A 22963-nucleotide genomic window follows, 5' to 3' on the forward strand; every position below is an offset into this window, starting at 1 on the left:
ATTACATCATGCATTTTGAATCTCTGAGCGACTTATTTAACATGGGGGGATATGCAGCGTATGTATGGAGTGCATTTGCTATTACCTTCTTATCGATGCTGATTTTGGCTGGCGTGAGTATCCGTCGTAGCCGCACTTTGTTTAAAGAAGTGAAACTCAAAATGGAACGTCAAGCGCGAATTGAGGCAGCGAAAGATATGGAGAACACGCTATGAATCCAAGGCGCAAAAAACGTTTAGCCATCGCATTATCGATTATCATTGGGATTGGGACAACAATTGGCCTTATGTTATTCGCTTTAGGTCAAAATATGGATCTCTTTTACACTCCAACAGAACTAATCAACGGTAAGCCTGATGGTACCAAACCTCAAGTTGGGCAACGCCTACGTATTGGAGGTATGGTAGTGAAAGGCTCAGTGCGTCGAGACCCTGAGTCTTTAAAAGTGAGTTTCGAGCTTCGTGATGTGGGTCCTATAGTAACAATCGTTTATGAAGGTATCCTTCCTGACTTATTCCGTGAAGGCCAAGGGATTGTTGCACAAGGTGTCCTCGAAAATCCCACTACGGTAAAAGCAAGCGAAGTGCTGGCAAAACATGATGAAGAATACATGCCACCAGAAATAGCGGAAGCGATGAAGAAGTCTCATGAGCCGTTGCAATATACAGAAGAACAGAAACAAGGGAGTGAGCAATGATTGCTGAAATAGGTCACTTTGCCCTGATTCTTTCACTAGCTATGGCAGTATTACTTAGTATTTTACCGCTATGGGGTGCTTCGAATAATAACACCATGTTGATGAATACAGCTCGACCATTATCTTGGTCGATGTTCATCATGCTATTTTTTTCTTTTGCGATCCTAGCTTGGTGCTTCTACAGTAATGACTTTACTGTCCAATACGTAGCCAGTAATTCTAATAGTCAACTACCTTGGTATTATCGACTAACAGCAGTATGGGGTGCGCATGAAGGTTCGTTGCTACTTTGGGTATTTATCCAAGCGGGATGGACTGTTGCTGTGGCGACGTTTAGCCGAGGGATGCCGCAAGAATCAGTAGCTCGAGTACTTGCAGTCATGGGGATGATTTCAGTTGGGTTTTTGCTATTTATCATTATTACCTCCAACCCATTTTTACGAACATTACCATATTTTCCCGTTGATGGTCGTGACTTAAATCCATTGTTGCAAGATCCTGGGCTCATTGTACATCCTCCTATGTTGTATATGGGGTATGTGGGTTTTTCAGTGGCTTTCTCTTTTGCTATTGCTTCGCTGATGACTGGTCGTCTTGATACAGCATGGGCTCGCTGGTCTCGCCCATGGACAACTGCTGCGTGGGTTTTTCTGACTCTGGGTATTGCTCTCGGTTCTTGGTGGGCTTATTACGAGCTTGGTTGGGGGGGCTGGTGGTTTTGGGACCCAGTCGAGAATGCTTCCTTTATGCCATGGCTAGCGGGTACTGCCTTGATGCACTCACTTGCTGTAACTGAAAAACGAGGCACATTTAAAGCGTGGACAGTTTTACTGGCGATCTCAGCATTTTCGTTGAGTTTGCTAGGAACTTTCTTGGTGCGCTCTGGTATTTTAGTTTCTGTACACGCCTTTGCTTCTGACCCTGCTCGAGGTATGTTTATACTTGCTTTCCTCGTCTTCGTTATTGGTGGTTCACTATTGCTATTTGCAATGAAAGGCGCAGCGATCCGTGTCAGAGGAAACTTTGCTTTGCTCTCGCGTGAGAATGTGTTGTTGGGCAATAACATAATTCTTATTGCAGCCCTAGTGGTGGTATTGGTTGGAACATTGTTGCCTTTGGTACACAAACAAATTGGCTTGGGTTCTGTATCGATAGGTGCGCCGTTCTTCGATATGCTCTTTGCGTGGTTAATGATGCCTTTTGCTTTCCTGATGGGGATTGGCCCATTGATTCGCTGGAAAAGAGATAATCTATCAAAGCTGATTAAACCGATGCTCATTTCAGGCTTACTTGCCTTTGGTGTAGCCGCCGTATGTGTTTATCTCTTCGCTGATTTCTTTTCTATGATGGCCTACATTGGTTGGATAATGGCTATTTGGATCATTGCGATGCATGGGTTCGAGTTGTATGAGCGAGCAACACATCGACATAAATTCTCTTCTGGTGTTAGTAAGTTACCACGCAGTCACTGGGCGATGATGCTGGGTCATGTTGGATTGGCTGTGACCATTATCGGTATTAGTATGGTACAAAATTATAGTATCGAGCGTGATGTTAGATTGGCACCTGGAGAGTCTTTCCAAGCCGAAGGTTATGACTTCTTTTTTGCGGGAGTTCGTGACAAAGATGGTCCTAATTATGACGGTTATATTGCAGATTTTGACATCAATCACGACGGCCGTTTTATTAATACATTACATGCAGAGAAGCGGTTTTATCGCACCGCAAAATCTATGATGACAGAAGCGGCGATTGATCGTGGTGTTACGCGAGATCTTTACGTTGCTATGGGAGAAAGGCTTGATGACGGTCGATCTTGGGCAGTACGGATTTACTACAAACCTTTTGTTCGCTGGATCTGGGCGGGTGCATTAATCATGTCTTTGGGAGGTGTGTTGGCTATTTCTGACCGACGCTATCGCTTCCGTAAGCCCGCTAAGCAGGAGGCATTAGCAAATGAGTAAGAAAATATTGTTTATTCCGCTTCTCGCTTTCTTAGTGCTTGCTGGCATTTTTGCGACGCAGTTGCTTCGTAATCAAGATGGCGATGATCCAACCAAACTTGAGTCTGTTTTGATCGGAAAAGCGGTCCCTAAGTTTCGTCTGGAAGACTTAGCTGAGCCAGGTAAAGAATATGATCAGGCGATTTTTAAAGGTGAACCTCTATTACTGAATGTTTGGGCTACATGGTGTCCTACCTGTTATGCCGAGCACCAATATCTTAATGAGTTAGCTGGTCAAGGGGTTAAGATCATTGGCATGAACTATAAAGATGATCGTAATAAAGCCGTTGGTTGGTTAAATGAGCTAGGCAACCCTTATTTGATTAGCTTGTTTGATGGCAACGGCATGCTGGGTCTTGACTTAGGAGTGTATGGTGCGCCCGAAACTTTCATTATTGATTCTAATGGCATTATTCGTTACCGCCACGTTGGAGATGTGAACCCACGGAATTGGTCGGAAACTTTAGAGCCTCTTTATAATCAATTGGTTGAGGAGGCAAAACAGTGAAACAGTTTCTCTTAATCACCTTCACAGCTCTATCCCTGTCTTTCATTTCACAGGCTGCGATTGAAGTATATGAATTTGACACTCTTGAGCAAGAGCAACAGTTCAAAGAATTAGGGCATACCCTGCGCTGTCCTAAATGTCAGAACAATACGATTTCAGATTCCAATGCTGAGTTGGCACAAGACTTACGGCATAAAGTCTATGAAATGACGAAAAATGGCCAGTCCAAACAAGAAATCGTAGATTATATGATTGCTCGTTATGGCAATTTTGTAACGTATAACCCGCCATTTACCTTCGCTACCGCAATCTTATGGTTGGGTCCTCTTATGGTCGTTTTAGGTGGCTTTGGGATGATTATAAGGCGTAGTCGCCAAGCAAAACAGTACAGCAAACTAGATTCCAGCACACAATGGAGCGATGAAAAAGAAGCGCGTTTAAAGTCTTTGCTTGAGAAAGAAAACAACGGAGAAACGAAGTCATGACTCTATTTTGGATTTCTACCGTTTTACTTACGTTGGTTGCTTGTATTTTAGTGGCGTTGCCACTCATCAAAAAAAAGGGCAACAATGACGATGTTTTACGTGATGAACTTAACAAAGCACTCTATAAAGACCGTTTGTTAGAGCTGGCTGAAGAAACTAATGAAGGCTTAGTCGAGAATCAAGATGAGCTTATTTCTGACTTGAAGCAGTCATTACTTGATGATATTCCTCATGATAAACAGGGTAAAGAAATTCATATCTCACCTAAAGCCGTGTTAATACCTGCATTATTACTAACTGTTTTGATGAGTTACGGTTTGTATCTTCGCTTTGGTGGTGCTCAAGAGGTAGTTCAATGGCAAGAGGTAAACTCGAACTTACCACAGTTGTCTAAGAAGCTATTATCTTCATCGGCAACGCCTTTGAGTGAGGATGAGCTAGCTGATCTTGCTTTGGCACTACGCACCCGACTGCATTATCAACCAGAAGATGAAACGGGGTGGATGTTGCTTGGGCGTGTTGCAATGGCGAATCGTGACGTAACAACCGCGGTACAAGCGATGAAGAAGTCATACGCGCTAGACTCTGAGAATACAAATATTCAATTAAGCTATGCCCAGGCTTTGATGCTATCACAAGATGAGATGGATCGAGATATGGCTCGTTCCGTTCTTGGTCGACTGATCCAGCAAGATTATGTCGACGTAAAGGTGTTTTCACTGCTGGCTTTTGATGCGTTTGAGCGACAAGACTTTCCTGCTGCGATTAAGTACTGGAGTCTCATGCAGCAAATGATTGGTGCTGACGATCCTCGTTATCAAATGTTGCAACGCAGTATTGAAAGTGCTCGTAAGCAGATTGCCGGTTCAGACTTGAGTGATAAAAGTATTGCTGTCGAAATTAGTGTTTCGCCTCAAGCCCAGTTGAATCCTGATGCTGCATTGATCGTTTCTGTTCATCGAGCCGATGGTTCACCAATGCCTGTTGCAGCTGCTCGATATCCATTGGGATCATTTCCGCGCACCGTTGTCTTAGACGATAGGAACTCCATGCTCGAGGGCCAGAAACTTTCGTCATTAGAAAAATTTATCATTCGTGTGCGAGCTGATTCAGATGGAAATGTGGCTACTCGTGATCATGATTGGTACGGTGAAAGTAAGATACTTGAATTTAGACAACCTGTTGCAGTGACCATTGATCAGCAATATTAATGGTGTCAAAAATAGGCTTGTTTGATATATAAAATTCACGCTTACCAAACATTATTCTAACCCCTTATGTGGTACGCAGTCCCACAATACAGTAGAATAACCAATGCCAGTTGCAAGACTGGTATTTTGTTTTTCTCCCCAAGTATTTTTCAGATCGCATTGGAATGAGCTATATGAAAAGTACTTGGGTTATTAACCATTGTTATGGAACGAAGAATGCAGCGTAAATTTACCTCCTTTCTTTTGCTGTTTTTGGTTGTTGGATTAGTGGGCTGTTCCAGTGCTCCTCAACAGGTAACAGATGCGGAAGGAAATGTCATTACCTCAAATGTTTATGACCCTTTTGAAGATTTTAACCGCACAATGTGGGATCTTAACTATAATTACCTCGACCCGTATTTTGTGAGACCTATTGCTCTTACCTACGTGGATTACACTCCTGTGCCTATTCGAGCAGGCATTGCAAATTTTTTATCTAATCTGGACGAGCCTTCAAGTATCGTAAATAACCTATTAATGGGAAATGGTGAAAGAGCAGTGGATCATTTCAACCGTTTTTGGATTAACTCCACGTTTGGTTTACTTGGCTTAATTGATATTGCTACGGCTGCGGGTATTACCAAAAATGACAATAAAGCATTTGGTGACGCAGTTGGTCACTATGGTGTAGGAAATGGCCCTTACTTGATGTTGCCAGGCTATGGTCCTTACACGCTAAGAAAAACGACAGATACTGTTGATGGTATGTATGTTCCATTATCTTATCTGAATATCTGGACAGGTTTAGGCAAATGGGTATTTGAAGGGTTAGAAAAACGAGCATTAGTGGTTCCTCAAGAAGCACAGTTACGTTCTTCCCCTGATCCTTATATTCTTACTCGTGATGCCTACCTGCAAAGGCAGGATTTTAAAGCGGAGATTGAGTCACTGGACGAAGAAGATGCAGAAGAAGAAGCTTATTTAGATGAGTATTTAGAAGAAGAGTTCTAAACTTCGGAACATATTTGAACATAAAAAGGCTGGAGTTCCAGCCTTTTTCATTAGGGTTGATTATATTAACCTCTTAAAAACTGCGGCTGTACTGTAAGCCAAACAGGATAGCATCAGCACGTGTGGTTGCTGATAGAGAGGATAAGTTTCCAGAGCCTATTGGGCTTGGTGTTGACTCACTTACTTTAACATCTTTGCCCATTAGATAGGTTAGGCCTAGGTCGAAATTAGACTCACTATCGATGTGGTAGGTAAAGCCAGCAGAAAACCATTGACGGTCAGAATCTGGTACTGAGACCGAGGTCAATGAGTCTTGAGCGCTGGTGTCATACATATAACCAGCACGCAGTGTCCAGTCGTTGTTGAGGTAGTAGGTTCCGCCTAAAGAGTAATGCCAGCCGTCTTGCCATTTGTACTGTTTGTTGTACTTTGAACCGAGTGGAGAGCCTTTTAGGTTACTAAAAGCAATTTGATCAAAGTCACTCCAAGAAATGTACTGGATAGAGTAGTGCACCGCAAACTGCGTATTTTCTAGCTTGTGGAATCCTGAAAATTCAGCCATATCAGGCAGCGGAAGTACGATTTTTTGTCCTTTATCATCTTTTGCATCCATCTCAGGGCTAAAGCGATAAGACAAACCAAAGCGATTATGATCATCCAACTCATACACGGTACCGAGGTTAAAACCTAATGCCCAACCATCTGCTTTCTCTACATTTACGAGATCCATTCCACCAATGAGAGGCACATCCGCACTGGCTGTACGTTTCATACTGCCTTGACCGTAAATTAAGTCCAAGCCAGCGCCAAAACTCCATTGTTCGTTAAGTCGGTAAGAGCCTGCTACTCCAAAGTTGGCACTTTTCACATCGGTTAGACCACCGTATTCTTTTGCGATAAAACTGTCGCTAAATTCAGTTTTTGTACCGAAATTAGAATAACCGTTGACACCCCAAGCAAATTGCTCGTTGACTGGCACAATAAGGTGAATATTAGGAGCAATGGAAGTATCACCAGCATCATCATAATTAGAATCTACTGGCTGAGTTATAGCCATTTGGCAACTAATGCCACAATATTTCGCATTTTTAACGTCGATCATGGTGGTTATTGTTTCGAACCCCAGAGATAACTCCATTTTATCGAAAAGAGCCATGGCGGCAGGGTTTCTTGCCATTACTGAGGCATTATCGGCGATAACGGCATCACCAGCGAAAGCACGACCAAGACCAGTTGCAGACTGAGCATTTAACTGAAAGCCTGCTGCCATGGCTTGACTTGATGCCACGGTAACGGCTACTGCTAAGAGAGTCTTATTAAATAGACGCATTATTTATTCCTTGTTAGTTTTGTCTTTTGGAACGGTAAAATTGGCGTTGGGGTAGTCAACCAATAACGTGTCTGATACTAGCCCATAAAGGTCAGTCAATTGGATGGTTTTTTGCTTCAATGTGTAAAAATGCTGCCTAAATTGCCCAATTTAGTAGTTAAAATGATTATTCTAGAGTTTTGGCTCTATATTAAAAGTGATGGGGAAAAGTAAATTTAACCTTTATCGGAGAGTTTATTTGATATAGAAGCAAACTTTAACATTTTTAATGGTTTTAGCGTCAATAACACTTCTTTTAAGCTCTTTAACCAAAATTGGTTGTTTTGAAATTTAAGAAATCGGGCTTATTCGTTAAGCCATAATTACCGAGTCCTTTAGGTTTACAGCTAATGATTTTGTAGTGAATTAGCCATACGCTTTTTAAGTTAAAATTGATCTATTTCAAAAACTGAATTCGTGAAGAGGTTATAGTCGTCCATGTCATCTCGTTGGTCTAAATAGGCCAGCATGTTGAGCAAGATGACTTCCTTTTTGAAGGCTGACTTTACTTTCTCTTAATCATAATATGATTATTTTATCTAAATTGTTTTATCATCACTTTGACCACACTTAATCGTGTGGTTTTTTTTATTCAAAAATTACCTTTTTTCATACTCAAATTCCTTGAAATCAATTGGCCATCTTTTCACGCTTTTAGGTTCATTACAGCAGCCCATTGTATTAGTATGCCGACATCCCGGTATTATTTGATAGTGTTGTAAAACAGTCCGTATCACGTTTATTCATACACATGTTTGAAACATTTAACATTTTGATTACACTGTTGTCAGGTCAGACCTCTTGTTTAAAGGAGAAAATATGGGCAAGCAGGAAGTAAGAACACGTCAAGGTGAACGAATTGCCATTGTAGCAGGGCTGAGAACTCCCTTTGCTCGTCAAAGTACAGAATTTTGCCAAGTACCTGCAGTAGATCTGGGTAAGATGGTAATTAATGAAATGCTTGAGCGAACTGATATCGATCCAAAATTGATCGATCAAGTTGTATTTGGTCAAGTAATACAGATGCCAGAAGCACCTAATATTGCACGTGAAATTGTTTTAGGTACAGGTATGAATATTCATACTGATGCTTATAGTGTTACACGTGCGTGCGCCACCAGTTTCCAGTCTGCGGTGAATATTACAGAAAGTATTATGGCTGGCAGCATAGAAATTGGGATAGCGGGTGGTGCGGACTCTTCTTCTGTTGTGCCAATTGGTGTCTCTAAAAACTTAGCAGCAAACCTTTTGGCTTTGAGTAAAACCAAAACCTTGGGGCAAAAGTTAAACTTACTGAAAACACTGAGCTTTAAAGACTTGATGCCAGTTCCTCCTGCTGTTGCAGAATACTCGACAGGTCTATCTATGGGGCAAACGGCAGAACAGATGGCTAAATCGCATGGTATTAGCCGCGCAGATCAAGATGCTCTGGCTCACCGTTCTCACACACTGGCCTCTCAGGCTTGGCGTGATGGTAAAATTCAAGATGAAGTGATGACGGCTTTTCCAGAACCTTATAAGCAATGGATCTCTGAAGATAATAATATTCGTCACGATTCAACATTAGAAGGTTACACAAAACTTCGTCCCGCTTTTGATCGCGAATATGGCAGTGTGACCGCTGCCAATAGCACCCCTTTAACCGACGGTGGAGCTGCGATTATGCTAATGTCAGAAGGGAAAGCTCAAGCGTTAGGGATGGAAATTCTAGGCTTTGTTCGTGGTTATGCCTTTTCTGCAATTGGCGTTGAAAAAGACATGTTGATGGGGCCAACGTATGCCACAGCAAAAGTATTAAGCAATACCGGCTTAGCTTTATCTGACCTGACATTAATCGATATGCATGAAGCGTTTGCTGCTCAAGCTTTAGCAAACGTTAAAATGTTTGCTTCAGATACATTCGCTCAAAATTATCTAGGACGGACTAAGGCAATTGGTGAAATAGATATGGATAGATTTAATGTCCTTGGTGGTTCTATTGCATATGGTCATCCGTTTGCAGCAACTGGAGCTCGGATGATGACTCAAACTCTTCGAGAATTAAAACGTCGAGGTGGGGGACTGGCATTAAATACTGCATGTGCTGCTGGTGGACTTGGTGCAGCAATAATTTTGGAGGTTGAGTAATGAGCAAGCAAAATGCATTGAGTTTAACCGTTGATGAGCAAAACATTGCTTGGCTGGCCATTGACGCTCCAAACGAAAAAATGAACACGTTGCAAGCCGCTTTTGGTGATGAAATGCTGACAATCTTTAATCAACTAAATGATACCAGTAGTATTAAAGGTCTGATTGTCCATTCTCTTAAACCGGATAACTTTGTTGCAGGTGCTGATGTTCGGATGTTAGAAGCTTGCAAAACAGCAGATGAAGCTGAAATACTGGCTAAGCAAGGTCAACAATTGTTTCAGCAACTGTCAGATCTTCCTTATCCTGTTGTCGCTGCGATCCATGGCCCTTGCTTAGGTGGAGGTTTAGAGCTAGCTCTTGCTTGTGATTATCGAGTATGTACGGATTCAAATAAAACACGTCTTGGCTTACCAGAAGTGCAGTTAGGTCTTTTGCCAGGTTCAGGAGGAACCCAGCGTTTGCCTCGTCTAATTGGTTTATTACCGTCACTAGATTTGATTTTAACGGGTAAGCAACTTCGTGCTAAAAAAGCGCAAAAAATGGGGATTGTAGATGCCTGCGTACCAAAAGTTATTTTATTAGACGTAGCGAAAAAATTCATCGAAAAGGGTAAAGTAAGAAGCCAAAAGAAAACATCTACCAAAGAAAAGTTAATGTCAGGAAATGGCTTAGCTCGTAAGTTAGTGTTTGAGCAAGCGACTAAGAAAACTCATGAAAAAACACGAGGAAATTATCCTGCTACCAAGGCTATTTTGGAAGTAATTCAATTAGGGCTGGAAAAAGGATTTGTATCGGGACAAGAACTTGAAGCCAAACGATTTGGTGAGTTAGTGATGAGCCCGGAATCGAAATCACTTCGTTCGATCTTCTTTGCAACGACTGAAATGAAAAAAGAAAACGGCGCTCAAGCCAACCCAACGCCTACTTGCAGGATAGGTGTTCTTGGTGGTGGTTTAATGGGGGCTGGGATCAGTTATGTCTCTTTGGCTAAAGCCAAGTTGCCTGTTCGAATAAAAGATGTGAGTAATGATGGTGTGTTAAACGCCTTTAATTATAATTACAAACTTCTAGAAAAACAGCGCAAACGTCGCATATTATCCAAGGCGAATGTGCAAGCAAAAATGCTACAACTGACAGGCGGTATCGACTTTAATCATTTTGATAGAGTTGATGTTGTAATCGAAGCGGTATTTGAAGACTTGGAATTGAAGCAACAGATGGTGGCAGATATAGAAGTGTATGCCAAGCAAAGTACTATTTTTGCAACCAATACATCTTCATTGCCCATCTATCAAATCGCTGCACAGGCTGAGAGACCTGAGAATATTGTCGGCTTACATTACTTTAGTCCAGTAGAAAAAATGCCGTTGGTTGAAGTGATTCCTCACGAAACGACATCTGAAAATACCATCGCAACTGTAGTTGCCTTGGCAAAAAAACAGGGCAAAACTCCGATTGTTGTCAAAGATAAAGCGGGGTTTTACGTTAACCGAATACTTGCGCCCTATATGAATGAGTCTGCGTTGATCTTGTTGGAAAATGAGCCAATTGAGAAACTAGATGGGGCTTTACTCGATTTTGGTTTTCCTGTTGGTCCGATTGCGTTGCTTGATGAAGTCGGTGTCGATATCGGCGCCAAGATCATGCCGATTATGGTCAAAGAATTGGGTGAACGCTTTAAAGGCCCAGATGTTTTCGATACATTATTGAATGATGGTCGAAAAGGGCGTAAGAGTGGAAAAGGTTTTTATACTTACAAAGGCAAAAAGAAAGACGTCGACAAGTCCGTTTATAAACTGCTGAACTTAAACCCAGAATCTAAGCTATCTGGCGATGAGATTGCACTACGCTGTGTTTTACCAATGTTAAATGAAGCGGTGCGCTGTTTGGACGACGGTATTATTCGCTCTCCCCGTGATGGTGATATTGGTGCGATATTTGGCATTGGTTTTCCTCCATTTCTTGGTGGCCCATTTCATTATATGGATCAATTTGGCTTAAGAGAATTGGTTGAGAAAATGAATGAATTTGCGACTAAATATGGTGAGCGTTTCGCACCTTGTGATGGGCTACTAACACGTGCTGGTGAAGGTCGTCTTTTTTACGATGAGTGAATGTTTGTAAAAATTTCGTAATGACAACTAGGCGGCCCATGGTTCGCCGCCTAGTTTAACTAGTGAATGGTTCAAAAGCTTGCGATGGCAGCTTTTTTCATATCTAACCTAAGCTTATATCTTTTGGTAGTATCTGAAATGTTTCAATAGAACCTATGTCTTGTCCAAGATTCATGTGTTGCGTTGGTTGATGTTTCACACCTCGTGAATGCATGATTAATCGATTAGCTGTACGGGGTTTCAGTTCATCCACTACAAAGCGGATCATATCCACTCGTGTTAATGTTTTTAGTGCGGCTAATACTTTTTCTCGTTGATTGAATTCAACATCTTTGTTACCAATTGCGACCCATAATCGCTGAGCTCTACCTCTCAGAGTGGTATCAGGGGTAGAAAATTGCTCCCATAGGCCACGCTTACTGCTGTGCCATTGATAATCATTAAGTTCCAGCAACACCATATAAAACGCGTTTAGAAATTCATCGATGGATGTTGCTAATTCCGTCGGTGAAGCATTAGGTGATTGAACATACAAGACAATCCCGGGATGGCGATTTAAAGGCATATTCCCGGTACCAACCATATAACCTAGTTGTTGCTTGGTTCGTATTTCATGAAAAAAAGTAGCAGACATTAAATGATTTGTTAACGAATAGAGAGCAATACTGCAGGGATCAGTATCTTCACATTGATAGTACATGACAATGGCAGAGTCATCTTGGTTGCAATTGACTTCATATTGAAAGCTACCATGCTCACCGAGCATTACGAGAGGGCGTAATGATTCTTTGTAGCGTTGCTCTTTGACACGTAAGGTATCTTTCAACGTTTTTGCCATATCATGAGCCTGTTGGCGTTGCCAATCGCCGTAGACAAACATTTCAACATGTAGCTCTGCCAAAATTGCCTCCACAAAAGCGGGGAGTTCATCTACTTCAATATCTTTAAGTGCTGCCAAAAGTTCGGAGTGTGGAGGGTTATTAGGTTGAAGTAACCCAGTAAGTGCATTAAAAAGCTGCGAAATTGGGCGATCTTGACTGGCGTTTTGCCAATTTCTTATCAACTGCTGTTTGATGGTATCAAAACGTTCGGGGTTGAAATCACGATCTTGAAAGCGGTTTAAGATCATTTGCAGTAATTGTGGCAAGTTTTGGCTAAACCCCGATAAGGTGAGGGTTACGCCTCCTTGATGAGCATACATATTGTAGCCCATACCAGCAATCTCTGCTTGATAGGTTTCGGTGGCCAGTGAATCAAGAAACATTTCTACGCAGAGGCGAGTTTTAACAATATTGGGCACTGACGCCACAGCGTGTGGGCTATCAATCGCGACGTAAACGACGCCTTTAGGGACTCTAAATTCATCATCTTGTAAATGCCATAGACGAAATCCTTCTAAATCTTCGATGAGTTCAGGAAGTGAGCCGTTATTCTCGAGTGGCTTTGGGTCAAGATCATAGCAAATATACGGGTTTTTATCAGGTAACTGAAATGACCAATTGGGATCGGTTTGGCGGTAGAGTTTGACTTGCTCTGCACTAAAGGGGATCACTGAGTAAGGAGTAAAATACCACTTTGCGCAACGGTCATAGTTGAGCCCTTTTGCAACTAAAGTTGCTCTTAGATTGTCGACGGTGAGAAGATTAAGTAATGTGTTGAGTACGTCCTCATCATACCCAGCCATCTTGTAATCGCCATAGATGATATCGCTTGGTTTATAGTGCTGCATATTAATGACAAGATGGCTGGCAAGATCCATGGGTCGAGAAGGTTCCTGAAAGCGAAAAGCGGATTCTAATACGGCTTTTTTTTCAAGATAACGCCATGCATCCAGCCCTTTTGCTCTTATTAGCTCGATATACTGAAAAATCGCTTGGATGATATGGTCTGTATGCTTGATTCCCGATGGTGTTAAAGTGCAACTGACCGTGAAATCGCGATAGTTGCTACCACTTGCTCCTCCTCCAGCAGTCAATGAGGTTATCCATCCTTTGTTTTTAAGCTGCAGCATTAAACTTCCTTCACCTTCATATCCGAGGAGGTTGGCAAGATAAGAGAGTGGCTTCATCTCATAGTAAGCTTCCATACTGGGTAATGGAAACGTAAGAATCAATTTGCGCAGATTTTTAATCGGCTCAACATGAACTATAACAGAGGTGCTGCTTTGGCAACTGATGGGTTCATTAATGGTTTTTCCGTTGAGGTTATGGTTGGGAATACCACTAAACATGTTGGCTACCCAAGTCTGAAGTTCATCTAAGGGTTGTGGGCCAATCACGGTGAGTGTCATCAAATCTGCAGAGTATTGATGATGATGAAAAGCGACGATTTCATCACGAATGGATTGACCATTTTTATCGCCTAATGTCTCAATATTGCCGACAGAAAATTTCGATAAAGGGTGCTTGGGGTTAAGTAACTCTTTATTAACTTGATAAAGGCGACGTGAATCATCTTTAATTTTTAACTTATATTCTGACTCAACGGCTTGTCGCTCTTTGTCTAAAGCATCTTCGTTAAAAAGTGGTGCTGTAAAAAATTGGCTGAAACGATCCAATCCAGATTCGAATGCATTAGGCGTAATATCAAAGAAAAAGCAAGTATGTTCTGTTCCTGTCCACGCGTTATTGCTGCCGCCGTGTTGACTGATAAAGCTTTGAAATTCTCCAGTTTTTGGATACTTTTTGGTACCTAAAAAGAGCATGTGCTCCAAATAATGAGCTAATCCTTGGCGCTCAATGGGGTCGTCAAAATGCCCAACATTGACAGCTAAAGCTGCTGCTGATTGTTGTGCTGTGTCGGAATGAACCAACAAAACACGTAACGCATTACTAAGCGTAAAGTAACGGTATTGGTTGTAATCGTTTGGGCTTTGGTGCACGGGGTGTCTCCAAATTTTTTATTTAAGTAATTATGACTCTCGAATGATGCGATGCAAAGTTTGTACATTAATTAACAACGGTTCTGGAGAATAGAAGCATAATAATGTTAGGTATTATTAATGTTTTGAATACTGAAGATAAGCGAGTGTGGATTTTATGTGTTCTGAATTAATAACACAGTCGTTTATTTTTACTCAAACACTTTTGTGAGCCTTGAGTGTATCAGTTTAAGGAATCATCTAATATTTAAGCTTCCTCATGCAATAGCTAACATACTGAATTTATGGTTTTTAAACTTTAATTCTTTTAAAAAGATGACTTAAGTTTAAGTGATAATGACTTTTACAGCTATGCTTAAATTTTTAAAGTGTTACTTTGTATTTTCGAGATTTTTTGAGTATATATACCCAAGCAACTTTAAGATGCATTTTTAGTGAGAGTGTCATCTTTGGAGTCACTTGGGTATAGTTATTCGAGTTCATGCGACTAAATAAAATACGCAGCCTCGTGGTCGCGGGGTCTACTTAGGAAATTACATGAAAATATTTATATTGCGTCATGGTGAAGCAGAGCAATTCGCGAATTCCGATGCAGAAAGACAACTGACCCCAAGAGGCAGAGCTGAATCGGAAGTTGTTGCCCAAGTATGTAAAGAACGAGGCTTTGCTCAATTTGACAAAGTTCTGGTCAGCCCGTACATTCGAGCACAGCAAACTTGGCAAGAAATCAGCACACATTTTTCAGCTAAATGTCTTGAAACGTGTGAAGACATCACACCTTATGGCCAGTCCGACCAAGTCTTTGATTTCATCAATGCTCTGATTGAGGTTGAAAATACTCAATCACTCCTGTTGGTATCCCATTTACCTTTAGTCGGTTACCTTATCTCAGAATTTGTCAAAGGCATGACGCCACCAATGTTTCCAACATCAGGTTTGGTGTGTATCGAATTTGATCCGCAAACACAAAGCGGTGAAATACTATGGCATATCACACCTTAAAGAGTTTCTAGACTCTAAGTTGCTTGAGGCAGAAAAACTAAGCCGGGCAGAGGGTTGCTGCCCGTACTGTAATAATATTATTACTTCTCTGGGATGGAGAGCAATACCAAAAGAGCACCGTCACCACCAAACTCGAGTGGTGCTTGGTGAAATGCCATGACATCTGGATGTTGAGCTAACCAAAGCGGAGCTTTTTGTTTCAGAATATGCTTACCGATGCCGTGTTGTACACAGGCACAATGAATTTCATTTTTTATGCAGTAAGCAATCATGGCACCAAGCTCACGTTTGGCCTCATTTTGGGTCATGCCATGCATATCTAAGAAAACGTCAGGGACATATACGCCTCTTCTTAAACGCTTTACCTCATAGGTAGAGACGTCATCTCTTACATATCGAGTGGGCCCTTCAGTATTAAGTAGGGGGACAAACTCGTCAGAAAAGTAAAACTCAGCATCACTTGCTTCACGAGAAGATCGTGTGATTTCTTTTTGTTTAGTATTTTTTTTTGGTTGTTGGATTATGGTATCCTGTTGCAACTTTTTTACGCCTTTTACTTCATCTTTAAACAAGGCGAAATCGTCATCATGTTCGGTGTCTTTTTTGCTCATTGGGTAAATATTTTATGTTTGTAAGTTTATGGCAGTATTGTAGCGCTTTTCGGAGGCAATTTTGGATAAGATTTTTGTAGAAGAGGCGGTATCAGAACTGCATACTCTTCAAGATATGATTCGTTGGACGGTAAGCCGCTTTAATGCCGCTAATCTTTTTTACGGTCATGGCACTGATAATGCTTGGGATGAAGCCGTTCAGCTGATCCTACCAACACTCTATTTACCGATTGATGTGCCTCCGCACGTACTAAACTCTCGACTCACGACCAGCGAACGTCTTCGCATTGTTGAGCGCGTCGTTAAGCGTATCAACGAGCGTACACCAACTGCATATTTAACCAATAAAGCATGGTTCTGCGGCCTTGAGTTTTTCGTTGATGACCGTGTACTTGTGCCACGTTCTCCTATAGGAGAGTTGATCCAAGCTGAGTTCCAACCTTGGTTGGTAGAAGAGCCAACTCGAATTATGGATCTATGTACTGGCAGTGGCTGTATTGCGATTGCTTGTGCACATGCATTCCCTGATGCAGAAGTGGACGCGATTGATATTTCAGTTGATGCATTACAAGTTGCTGAGCAGAATGTTCAAGATCACGGTATGGAGCAACAAGTATTCCCAATCCGTTCTGATTTGTTCCGTGACCTACCAAAAGAACAATACAACCTCATCGTGTCTAATCCACCGTATGTGGATGAAGAAGACATGAATAGTCTACCTGATGAATTTACACATGAGCCCGAGCTAGGGCTTGCAGCAGGTACTGATGGCCTAAAATTGGTTCGTCGTATTCTTGCTAATGCGCCAGATTACTTAACAGACAGTGGTATTCTTGTGTGTGAAGTTGGTAACTCTATGGTTCATATGATGGATCAATATCCAGACATTCCATTTACTTGGATTGAATTTGAGAATGGTGGTCATGGTGTTTTTATGCTGACGCGTGATCAGCTTGTTGATTGTGCAGAAGAGTTTAAGCTGTATAAAGACTAGCCACCGCGGCTAAGCTGTGATGATTCTGCAGCCTATAAAGTGTGCACAAAAAGCTGTTTTAATCGTGCTTACCTTTCTTGTCAGTCAGCTTCTATTTTAAGTACCGAACTTTTATTTTAAACACCGAGCCCAAAAGCTCGGTGTTTTTGTTTTACCTATGATTAACTGTCCAGAGCAATTGTAAAGCTTGCTTTATATTTATACAGATTATTAACTTAAACTTTAAATTGTCTTTTTTTTATCATTTAGTGTCTCAATGTCAGTAATGAGGCGTAAAAAAATCAGATAATATTGTGCCTAAGAACCATAATGATATTTAAAAGATAAATTTATTATTAGGAGGACCCTAGATAATGCTACATGAAAATATACGTAACATCGCTATTATTGCTCATGTCGATCATGGTAAAACCTCTTTAGTTGATACTCTATTGCGCGAGACAACTTCGCTTTCACGTCAAGAGTGTAATGGAGAGTTATTATTAGATTCCAATGACCAAGAACGTGAGAGAGGCATCACGATCTTATCTAAAGTGACAGCGGTAAATTGGAAAGAGCATCGAATTAATATTATTGATACTCCTGGACATGCTGACTTTAGTGGTGAGGTAGAGCGTGTTATCGATATGGCAGATGCAGCACTGATCGTTGTAGATGCAGTAGAAGGACCAATGCCACAAACCCGTTTCGTTGCTCAAAAAGCGATTCAAAATGGTCTTAAAATACTTATTGCTGTGAATAAAGTTGATCGTAAAGAAGCGGATCCACAGCGTGCATTAGATGCGGTGTATGATTTATTGATTCAATTAGGTGCTAGCACTGAACAATTAGATTTTGAGGCTGTTTTTTGTAGTGCAAGACAGCAGTTTTCTTACGATGCGTTTGGATCGTTTGATGATCAGCTCGGAATGGCGCCATTACTAGATATGATGATCAATAAAGTGAGTGCTCCTCAATTACGAGATGGCAATGAGCCAGTGGTACAAGTACATCAGCTTGATTATTCACCTTATTTAGGTCTTATTGGTGTAGGTAGAATTTTATCTGGAGAGTTTCACAAAGGCCAAAAGGTCGTCTTAAAGAGAAAAGGCTGCGTTGATAAATCTGGTGTGATCAGAGAGCTATTTCACTCGGAGGGGTTGAGTCGAGTAAATATCTCAACGGGTTTGCCTGGAGATATTATTGCTTTTTGTGGTATTGAAAATATCTCAATTTCTGATGTGATTACGACAAAGGGCAGTGATGTTGAATTATCGCAATTAAAAGTAGATTTACCGTCGGTAAGTGTTCAGTTTAGTGTTAACGACTCTCCGTTTGCAGGCAAAGAAGGAGCGGTCCTTCAGTCCAAAGCACTCGCTGAAAGACTGCATATGGAAGCAACTTACGATGCGGCATTGAGAGTAAAAGATGCACAAGATGGCATTAATATTGAGGTAATTGGTCGCGGCGAATTGCACTTAGGTGTCCTTATTGAAAATATGCGTCGAGAAGGGAAAGAGTTTTGTATCTCTCGTCCGAAAGTTCTTAATGATGCATCGATTCCTGATGGACAAGAGCCATACGATAAGTGCTTTATTAACTGCGAAAGTGAGTATTTGGGCGCTGTTATTAATGAGCTTGGAGCACGGGAAGCGAATTTGTTATCCAGTGAGCGTTTGGATAACGGGCAAAATGAGCTTATCTTCAGAGGTTCTAAGAGAGGCTTTTTAGGTTTAAGGCATGCCATTAATAACTTAAGCGGAGGAACCGCTAGTCTCCATACCGAAGAAGACGGTTTTGATAAAAAATGCGGGGCAAAGGTTGGTCAGCGTAAAGAGACTGTGATGGTTTCTAACGGTACAGGCAAAGCTCTTAACCACTCGTTAGCGCATTTACAAGACAGAGGTCGGATGATGATTAAGCATGGAGAGCAAGTTTTTGCAGGCCAGATAATCGGAACGGCAAATTCTCCATCAGATTTGTGGGTAAACTGTCGTCAAGGTAAACAACTTGCTAGGGTATGGCGCACAACTGCGGATAAGCATTATGCGATGAAAGCAACATTTAGCATGAGCTTAGAGCAGGCAATGTCATGGATCAATGACGACGAGTTAATCGAAGTCACTCCGCAAAATATTAGGCTCAAGAAAAAAGCTTTAATCGCAAGCTAAATTGAGTACTAAAATACAAAAACACCGAGCCTAAAAAGCTCGGTGTTTTAGTGAGATGAACTTACAAGTCGTGCGTAATTTACCTTTTTGTCATTTTATCTAGAGATTCGATCACGCTACCTTTATGTTCAAGAGATGACTTCAAGTCCATCTTTAAAGAACGTAATGCTCCAACCGTTTTAATTTCTTTCCCTAAGTTTATCATTCTGTCTACGTGTATTTCACGGACTTTATGGATTCGTAACCCTTCCTTTTTAGCTTCAGCTTTTTCTTTGTTGAGCTTTGACAGTACGTTTTTACTATTCAGTTGACTCTTAACGTTCTTCATAAACTTTTCGTTGAGAACAGGTGTTGGAGCCCAAGCGTAATCTTTATCGATCTTGATATCTTGAGCTTCATAGTATTTTTTTTCTCGGTCCCAGAGTGATTCTATTTTGTGTTCAGACTTATGAAGCTTATCATATTTATCCATCATACTTTTGTGATACTGATTAGCTTGTCTCGATGTAAGTTCTTTATTTACTACTCTATCTTTTGGGCGTCGGCTAAATGCACTGTCTTCAGACAAGACTGCAGGCCCTGTTGCCCAAGCATCCATTATGATACGTTGGTCTCCTGCTAATTTTACTTCAGCCCAAGCATGATCAAAGCCATCAGCGCCATTGACTCTATGTAACTGTTGTCCCGCTTTGAGTGTTGCAGCATGATTGGTGAAGGTGAGACTTGCATGTTCGCCACAATTACCGCTACCCATTTTTTTTGCCAATGTTTCTGTGTGACAGCCAAAGTGACGGGCATAGTTTCGAGAAAAATTGAGACGCCAATAAGGCTCTTGAGTTTTTTTGAGGTTAGTGGTTACATTCCCTTGACCATGAAACAACTGAGCTCGCGTTTTATTGACACTGTCATTTGCTTTCTTAAGGTCGTCTAGTAACTCTTTATCAACCTCTTCTCCAATTGTGAGTTTTCCAGTTAGATAGACAGCAAGGTCAACCTTACTTTTCGTTTCTTCTTTCTTTAGTTTATTCTCTATATTTTCGTGTAATGTATGGAGTTGTGATGCCGTGATTTTTTTAGGGTCAGACTGCACTTCCTTAAGCATATTCTTGGCTTCAGTAGCACTGCACTTGTACTGATTTTTTACCGCATCTACTATCTTTGTTATTGCCTGCATTTGCTGTTGAGTATGAGTGATTTTCGAGACCCGAAGTCTGCTTGGTTCGGTTAGGACTAGTCTACTACCAATATATGTGATCTCTTTATCGCTCTTATCTAGGGACCTACACAGGCTGCTGAGAGTTGCTGATTGAACTCTGGAGGATGGCGCTTCAGAGCGGGTCGCTGATGTATACTGTTCAATTGGGATAATTGGTTTCATACCTTTCTAAACCTTGTATTTCGATGATTTTGTTATTTGCATTAGTTCTTTATGTTCAAATAGCCTTATTTTTGCATATTCAAAGATACCGAAGCTTCAAGTTTGTATACTTGAATATGCATTTATAATGTGTGGGCTAAGATTCAATTTGTTAATAAATATATTATTTAGATGATTTTATAAAAAGTGATATTGATGGGTTTTTACAGGCTTTTTATGATGAAAGGATATGATTTTGTAGTATGATTTTTTGATATTTATTCAGGTTTTGTCAGCATGATTTCTACATTAAGAGCCACCGACTAGGTTAAAAGTTCTCAAATTGATCAGCTTCTGATTCTTGAGGTCACTTGGGTATATTTGTTACTTCCATCAAAAACGGGCTTTACATCATAGCGTAATAACGCCACTATGAATCCATGATTAATTGATAAACACCACGCTTAAAATTGTCAGCGAGGTGAGAAAAAACTTGAGGAAGTAATGGCAGGAAACAGTATCGGACAACATTTTCGGGTAACGACATTCGGAGAAAGTCACGGTATCGCACTGGGATGTATCGTAGACGGATGTCCTCCAGGTTTAGAAATTACAGAAGCTGATTTACAAACGGATCTCGATCGCCGTCGACCAGGAACATCACGTTATACTACCCAGCGACGTGAACCGGATGAGGTTAAAATTCTGTCAGGTGTATTTGAAGGAAAAACCACAGGTACATCGATTGGTCTTATGATTGAAAATACCGACCAACGCTCGAAAGACTACTCAGAGATCAAAGATAAATTCCGGCCCGGTCATGCAGATTACACATACCATCAAAAATATGGCGTTCGTGATTATCGTGGAGGTGGTCGTTCGTCTGCGCGTGAGACTGCTATGCGAGTTGCAGCTGGCGCGATTGCTAAAAAATACCTAAAAGACGAATTTGGTGTTGAGATCCGTGCTTACTTATCACAAATGGGCAGTGTGTCTATTGAAAAAGTTGATTGGAATGAAATCGAAAACAATGCCTTTTTCTGCCCTGATGTCGATAAAGTAGCTGAGTTTGATCAACTGATTCGTGATCTAAAGAAAGAAGGTGACTCTATCGGAGCAAAAATTCAAGTCGTTGCGACTCGTGTTCCGGTTGGGTTAGGTGAACCTGTTTTTGATCGTCTTGACGCAGATATTGCGCATGCTTTAATGAGCATTAATGCGGTTAAAGGGGTTGAAATTGGTGATGGTTTTGATGTCGTTAATCAGAAGGGTAGTGAGCATCGTGATACGCTTTCTCCACAAGGCTTTGGTAGCAATCATGCAGGCGGTATCCTTGGTGGCATTTCGACAGGGCAGGATATTGTGGCTAACATCGCGCTTAAGCCAACGTCTAGCATTACTGTCCCCGGTGATACGATTACCAAAGAAGGTGAATCGACTCAGTTAATCACTAAGGGTCGTCACGATCCATGCGTTGGGATTCGTGCGGTACCGATTGCAGAAGCGATGCTGGCCATTGTTGTTATGGATCACTTGCTACGCCACCGTGGTCAAAACCATGGCGTAACAACGCAAACTCCGGTTATCTAACCAAAAATTTGGTCAAATAATGGTTGATAATGATAAAGGCTGCGGGTGCAGCCTTTTTTCTATCGGGAAGCTTTTTAATCAGTAATTTAATGCAGTGAGCTTTCGTTCTCTAGGTTGAACGATGGTAGGCGCCATTTAAAGCGAACTGCTGCCATACGAAGTAGGTAACCTGCAATCAGTGTCATCAAAGTTGCAGTTACATCCGGGATGTTAAACTCAAGTAATATTAAGTACAGACCAGAAGCAATGAGTGCCACAGAAGCATAAAGCTCTTGGTGAAGAACCAATGGTGTTTGACGACAAATTAGATCCCGTAATAACCCACCAAACACGCCAGTGACCAGAGCTGAAACCAAACAGATGCCGGGGTGTAGGCCCATATCTAACGCAACCTTCGTACCTATAATGCTGAATACGATTAACCCCAATGCATCTAAACGGATAAAAACACCTTTAAATTTGATTACCCATTTGGCTAATCCTGTGGTGAGAACACCAGCGATACAGGTAATAGCGAGGTATTCTGGATTTTTTACCCACCCTATTGGGTAGTGGCCAAGTAAAATATCTCGCACAGTCCCACCACCAATCGCAGTGGCACTGGCAACTAACATCACTCCAAACCAATCCATTTTCCGCCGACCAGCACTTAATGCTCCCGTCATGGCTTCTGCTGTGATACCGATGATATACAAAACACTTAGTAGCATAATAGGACACTCAAACTCATTACCGCATGCTGCAAAAACAATATTGAGGTATTGAAGGACCTCATAATAAGGGCAAGAGTTTAGAGGGAAATAAACACGCTGACGAATGATTATTTATAGGGTTAACCTTATTTTCAGATAAACATAACTAATAACACCGC

Annotated in this window: 18 protein-coding genes; 13 read left to right on the plus strand and 5 right to left on the minus strand. The window is 41.3% G+C overall.

Annotated features, from left to right (window positions below; genetic code table 11):
- The first annotated feature begins 8 nt into the window (after positions 1-8).
- The 7 genes from ccmD (at position 9) to VSA01S_RS02395 (ending at position 5894) form a co-directional block, all read left to right on the plus strand.
- Entirely contained in the window at positions 9-215 is a 207-nt protein-coding gene (ccmD, locus tag VSA01S_RS02365) for a heme exporter protein CcmD (RefSeq protein ID WP_039980160.1), read from the plus strand.
- Positions 212-697, plus strand: coding sequence for a cytochrome c maturation protein CcmE (ccmE, locus tag VSA01S_RS02370; protein ID WP_039980161.1), 486 nt, complete (start codon positions 212-214; stop codon positions 695-697). Before ccmD ends, ccmE begins: the two co-directional genes overlap by 4 nt.
- Entirely contained in the window at positions 694-2661 is a 1968-nt protein-coding gene (locus tag VSA01S_RS02375) for a heme lyase CcmF/NrfE family subunit (RefSeq protein ID WP_039980162.1), read from the plus strand. Before ccmE ends, VSA01S_RS02375 begins: the two co-directional genes overlap by 4 nt.
- Positions 2654-3208: a DsbE family thiol:disulfide interchange protein gene (locus tag VSA01S_RS02380; protein ID WP_039980163.1), complete on the plus strand. Its 555-nt coding sequence runs from the start codon at positions 2654-2656 to the stop codon at positions 3206-3208. The genes VSA01S_RS02375 and VSA01S_RS02380 overlap by 8 nt, the downstream gene beginning before the upstream one ends.
- Complete coding sequence (locus VSA01S_RS02385; protein WP_039980164.1) at positions 3205-3693, plus strand: cytochrome c-type biogenesis protein; 489 nt, start codon at positions 3205-3207, stop codon at positions 3691-3693. The genes VSA01S_RS02380 and VSA01S_RS02385 overlap by 4 nt, the downstream gene beginning before the upstream one ends.
- Entirely contained in the window at positions 3690-4904 is a 1215-nt protein-coding gene (gene ccmI / locus VSA01S_RS02390) for a c-type cytochrome biogenesis protein CcmI (protein WP_039980166.1), read from the plus strand. Before VSA01S_RS02385 ends, ccmI begins: the two co-directional genes overlap by 4 nt.
- A gap of 216 nt (positions 4905-5120) precedes the next feature.
- Positions 5121-5894 carry an MlaA family lipoprotein gene (locus tag VSA01S_RS02395; RefSeq protein WP_039980169.1) on the plus strand — a complete coding sequence of 258 codons (774 nt, stop codon included), beginning with the start codon at positions 5121-5123 and terminating at the stop codon, positions 5892-5894.
- Positions 5895-5967: 73 nt separating this feature from the next.
- Here VSA01S_RS02395 and VSA01S_RS02400 read toward each other — a convergent pair whose 3' ends face one another.
- Positions 5968-7224, minus strand: coding sequence for an outer membrane protein transport protein (locus VSA01S_RS02400; protein WP_039980171.1), 1257 nt, complete (start codon positions 7222-7224; stop codon positions 5968-5970).
- Between the two features lie 858 nt (positions 7225-8082).
- Between VSA01S_RS02400 and fadI the strand changes: the two genes are divergently transcribed.
- Both fadI and fadJ read left to right on the plus strand, forming a co-directional pair.
- Positions 8083-9390: an acetyl-CoA C-acyltransferase FadI gene (gene fadI / locus VSA01S_RS02405; protein ID WP_039980173.1), complete on the plus strand. Its 1308-nt coding sequence runs from the start codon at positions 8083-8085 to the stop codon at positions 9388-9390.
- Entirely contained in the window at positions 9390-11507 is a 2118-nt protein-coding gene (gene fadJ, locus VSA01S_RS02410; RefSeq protein WP_039980174.1) for a fatty acid oxidation complex subunit alpha FadJ, read from the plus strand. The genes fadI and fadJ overlap by 1 nt, the downstream gene beginning before the upstream one ends.
- Positions 11508-11610: 103 nt before the next feature.
- On the opposite strand, the gene VSA01S_RS02415 is transcribed toward fadJ, so the two are convergent.
- Entirely contained in the window at positions 11611-14388 is a 2778-nt protein-coding gene (locus tag VSA01S_RS02415) for an insulinase family protein (protein WP_039980175.1), read from the minus strand.
- 537 nt (positions 14389-14925) lie between these two features.
- Between VSA01S_RS02415 and sixA the strand changes: the two genes are divergently transcribed.
- The gene (gene sixA / locus VSA01S_RS02420) at positions 14926-15390 is read left to right on the plus strand and encodes a phosphohistidine phosphatase SixA (protein WP_039980176.1); all 465 of its coding nucleotides are present in this window, start codon (positions 14926-14928) and stop codon (positions 15388-15390) included.
- Positions 15391-15470: 80 nt separating this feature from the next.
- On the opposite strand, the gene smrB is transcribed toward sixA, so the two are convergent.
- Complete coding sequence (smrB, locus tag VSA01S_RS02425) at positions 15471-16001, minus strand: endonuclease SmrB (protein ID WP_039980177.1); 531 nt, start codon at positions 15999-16001, stop codon at positions 15471-15473.
- Between the two features lie 61 nt (positions 16002-16062).
- Here smrB and prmB point away from each other — a divergent pair, with 61 nt between their 5' ends.
- Both prmB and VSA01S_RS02435 read left to right on the plus strand, forming a co-directional pair.
- A complete protein-coding gene (prmB, locus tag VSA01S_RS02430; RefSeq protein ID WP_039980178.1) occupies positions 16063-16995 on the plus strand; it encodes a 50S ribosomal protein L3 N(5)-glutamine methyltransferase in 933 nt (310 codons plus the stop codon).
- A gap of 353 nt (positions 16996-17348) precedes the next feature.
- Positions 17349-19145, plus strand: a complete 1797-nt coding sequence (locus VSA01S_RS02435) for a GTP-binding protein (protein WP_039980179.1) — start codon at positions 17349-17351, stop codon at positions 19143-19145.
- Between the two features lie 79 nt (positions 19146-19224).
- On the opposite strand, the gene VSA01S_RS02440 is transcribed toward VSA01S_RS02435, so the two are convergent.
- Positions 19225-20523 carry a hypothetical protein gene (locus tag VSA01S_RS02440; RefSeq protein WP_050567284.1) on the minus strand — a complete coding sequence of 433 codons (1299 nt, stop codon included), beginning with the start codon at positions 20521-20523 and terminating at the stop codon, positions 19225-19227.
- 483 nt (positions 20524-21006) lie between these two features.
- On the opposite strand from VSA01S_RS02440, the gene aroC reads away from it, so the two are divergent.
- Positions 21007-22092 (plus strand): chorismate synthase, encoded by a 1086-nt coding sequence (gene aroC, locus VSA01S_RS02445; protein ID WP_039980180.1) that lies wholly within the window; start codon positions 21007-21009, stop codon positions 22090-22092.
- Positions 22093-22178: 86 nt separating this feature from the next.
- Here aroC and VSA01S_RS02450 read toward each other — a convergent pair whose 3' ends face one another.
- Positions 22179-22802, minus strand: a complete 624-nt coding sequence (locus VSA01S_RS02450) for a trimeric intracellular cation channel family protein (protein WP_039980181.1) — start codon at positions 22800-22802, stop codon at positions 22179-22181.
- Positions 22803-22963 lie beyond the last annotated feature (161 nt).

The sequence above is a fragment of the Vibrio sagamiensis NBRC 104589 genome (assembly GCF_007990935.1).
Classification (GTDB): domain Bacteria; phylum Pseudomonadota; class Gammaproteobacteria; order Enterobacterales; family Vibrionaceae; genus Vibrio; species Vibrio sagamiensis.

Excerpts from the sequence above, each read along its gene's own strand:
- VSA01S_RS02450 (WP_039980181.1), bottom strand. The coding sequence starts at position 22,802 with ATGCTACTAAGTGTTTTGTATATCATCGGTATCACAGCAGAAGCCATG.
- VSA01S_RS02435 (WP_039980179.1), top strand. The coding sequence starts at position 17,349 with ATGCTACATGAAAATATACGTAACATCGCTATTATTGCTCATGTCGAT.
- ccmD (WP_039980160.1), top strand. The coding sequence starts at position 9 with ATGCATTTTGAATCTCTGAGCGACTTATTTAACATGGGGGGATATGCA.
- fadI (WP_039980173.1), top strand. The coding sequence starts at position 8,083 with ATGGGCAAGCAGGAAGTAAGAACACGTCAAGGTGAACGAATTGCCATT.
- VSA01S_RS02395 (WP_039980169.1), top strand. The coding sequence starts at position 5,121 with ATGCAGCGTAAATTTACCTCCTTTCTTTTGCTGTTTTTGGTTGTTGGA.
- sixA (WP_039980176.1), top strand. The coding sequence starts at position 14,926 with ATGAAAATATTTATATTGCGTCATGGTGAAGCAGAGCAATTCGCGAAT.
- VSA01S_RS02375 (WP_039980162.1), top strand. The coding sequence starts at position 694 with ATGATTGCTGAAATAGGTCACTTTGCCCTGATTCTTTCACTAGCTATG.
- ccmI (WP_039980166.1), top strand. The coding sequence starts at position 3,690 with ATGACTCTATTTTGGATTTCTACCGTTTTACTTACGTTGGTTGCTTGT.
- aroC (WP_039980180.1), top strand. The coding sequence starts at position 21,007 with ATGGCAGGAAACAGTATCGGACAACATTTTCGGGTAACGACATTCGGA.
- smrB (WP_039980177.1), bottom strand. The coding sequence starts at position 16,001 with ATGAGCAAAAAAGACACCGAACATGATGACGATTTCGCCTTGTTTAAA.
- fadJ (WP_039980174.1), top strand. The coding sequence starts at position 9,390 with ATGAGCAAGCAAAATGCATTGAGTTTAACCGTTGATGAGCAAAACATT.
- VSA01S_RS02440 (WP_050567284.1), bottom strand. The coding sequence starts at position 20,523 with ATGAAACCAATTATCCCAATTGAACAGTATACATCAGCGACCCGCTCT.
- ccmE (WP_039980161.1), top strand. The coding sequence starts at position 212 with ATGAATCCAAGGCGCAAAAAACGTTTAGCCATCGCATTATCGATTATC.
- VSA01S_RS02400 (WP_039980171.1), bottom strand. The coding sequence starts at position 7,224 with ATGCGTCTATTTAATAAGACTCTCTTAGCAGTAGCCGTTACCGTGGCA.
- VSA01S_RS02380 (WP_039980163.1), top strand. The coding sequence starts at position 2,654 with ATGAGTAAGAAAATATTGTTTATTCCGCTTCTCGCTTTCTTAGTGCTT.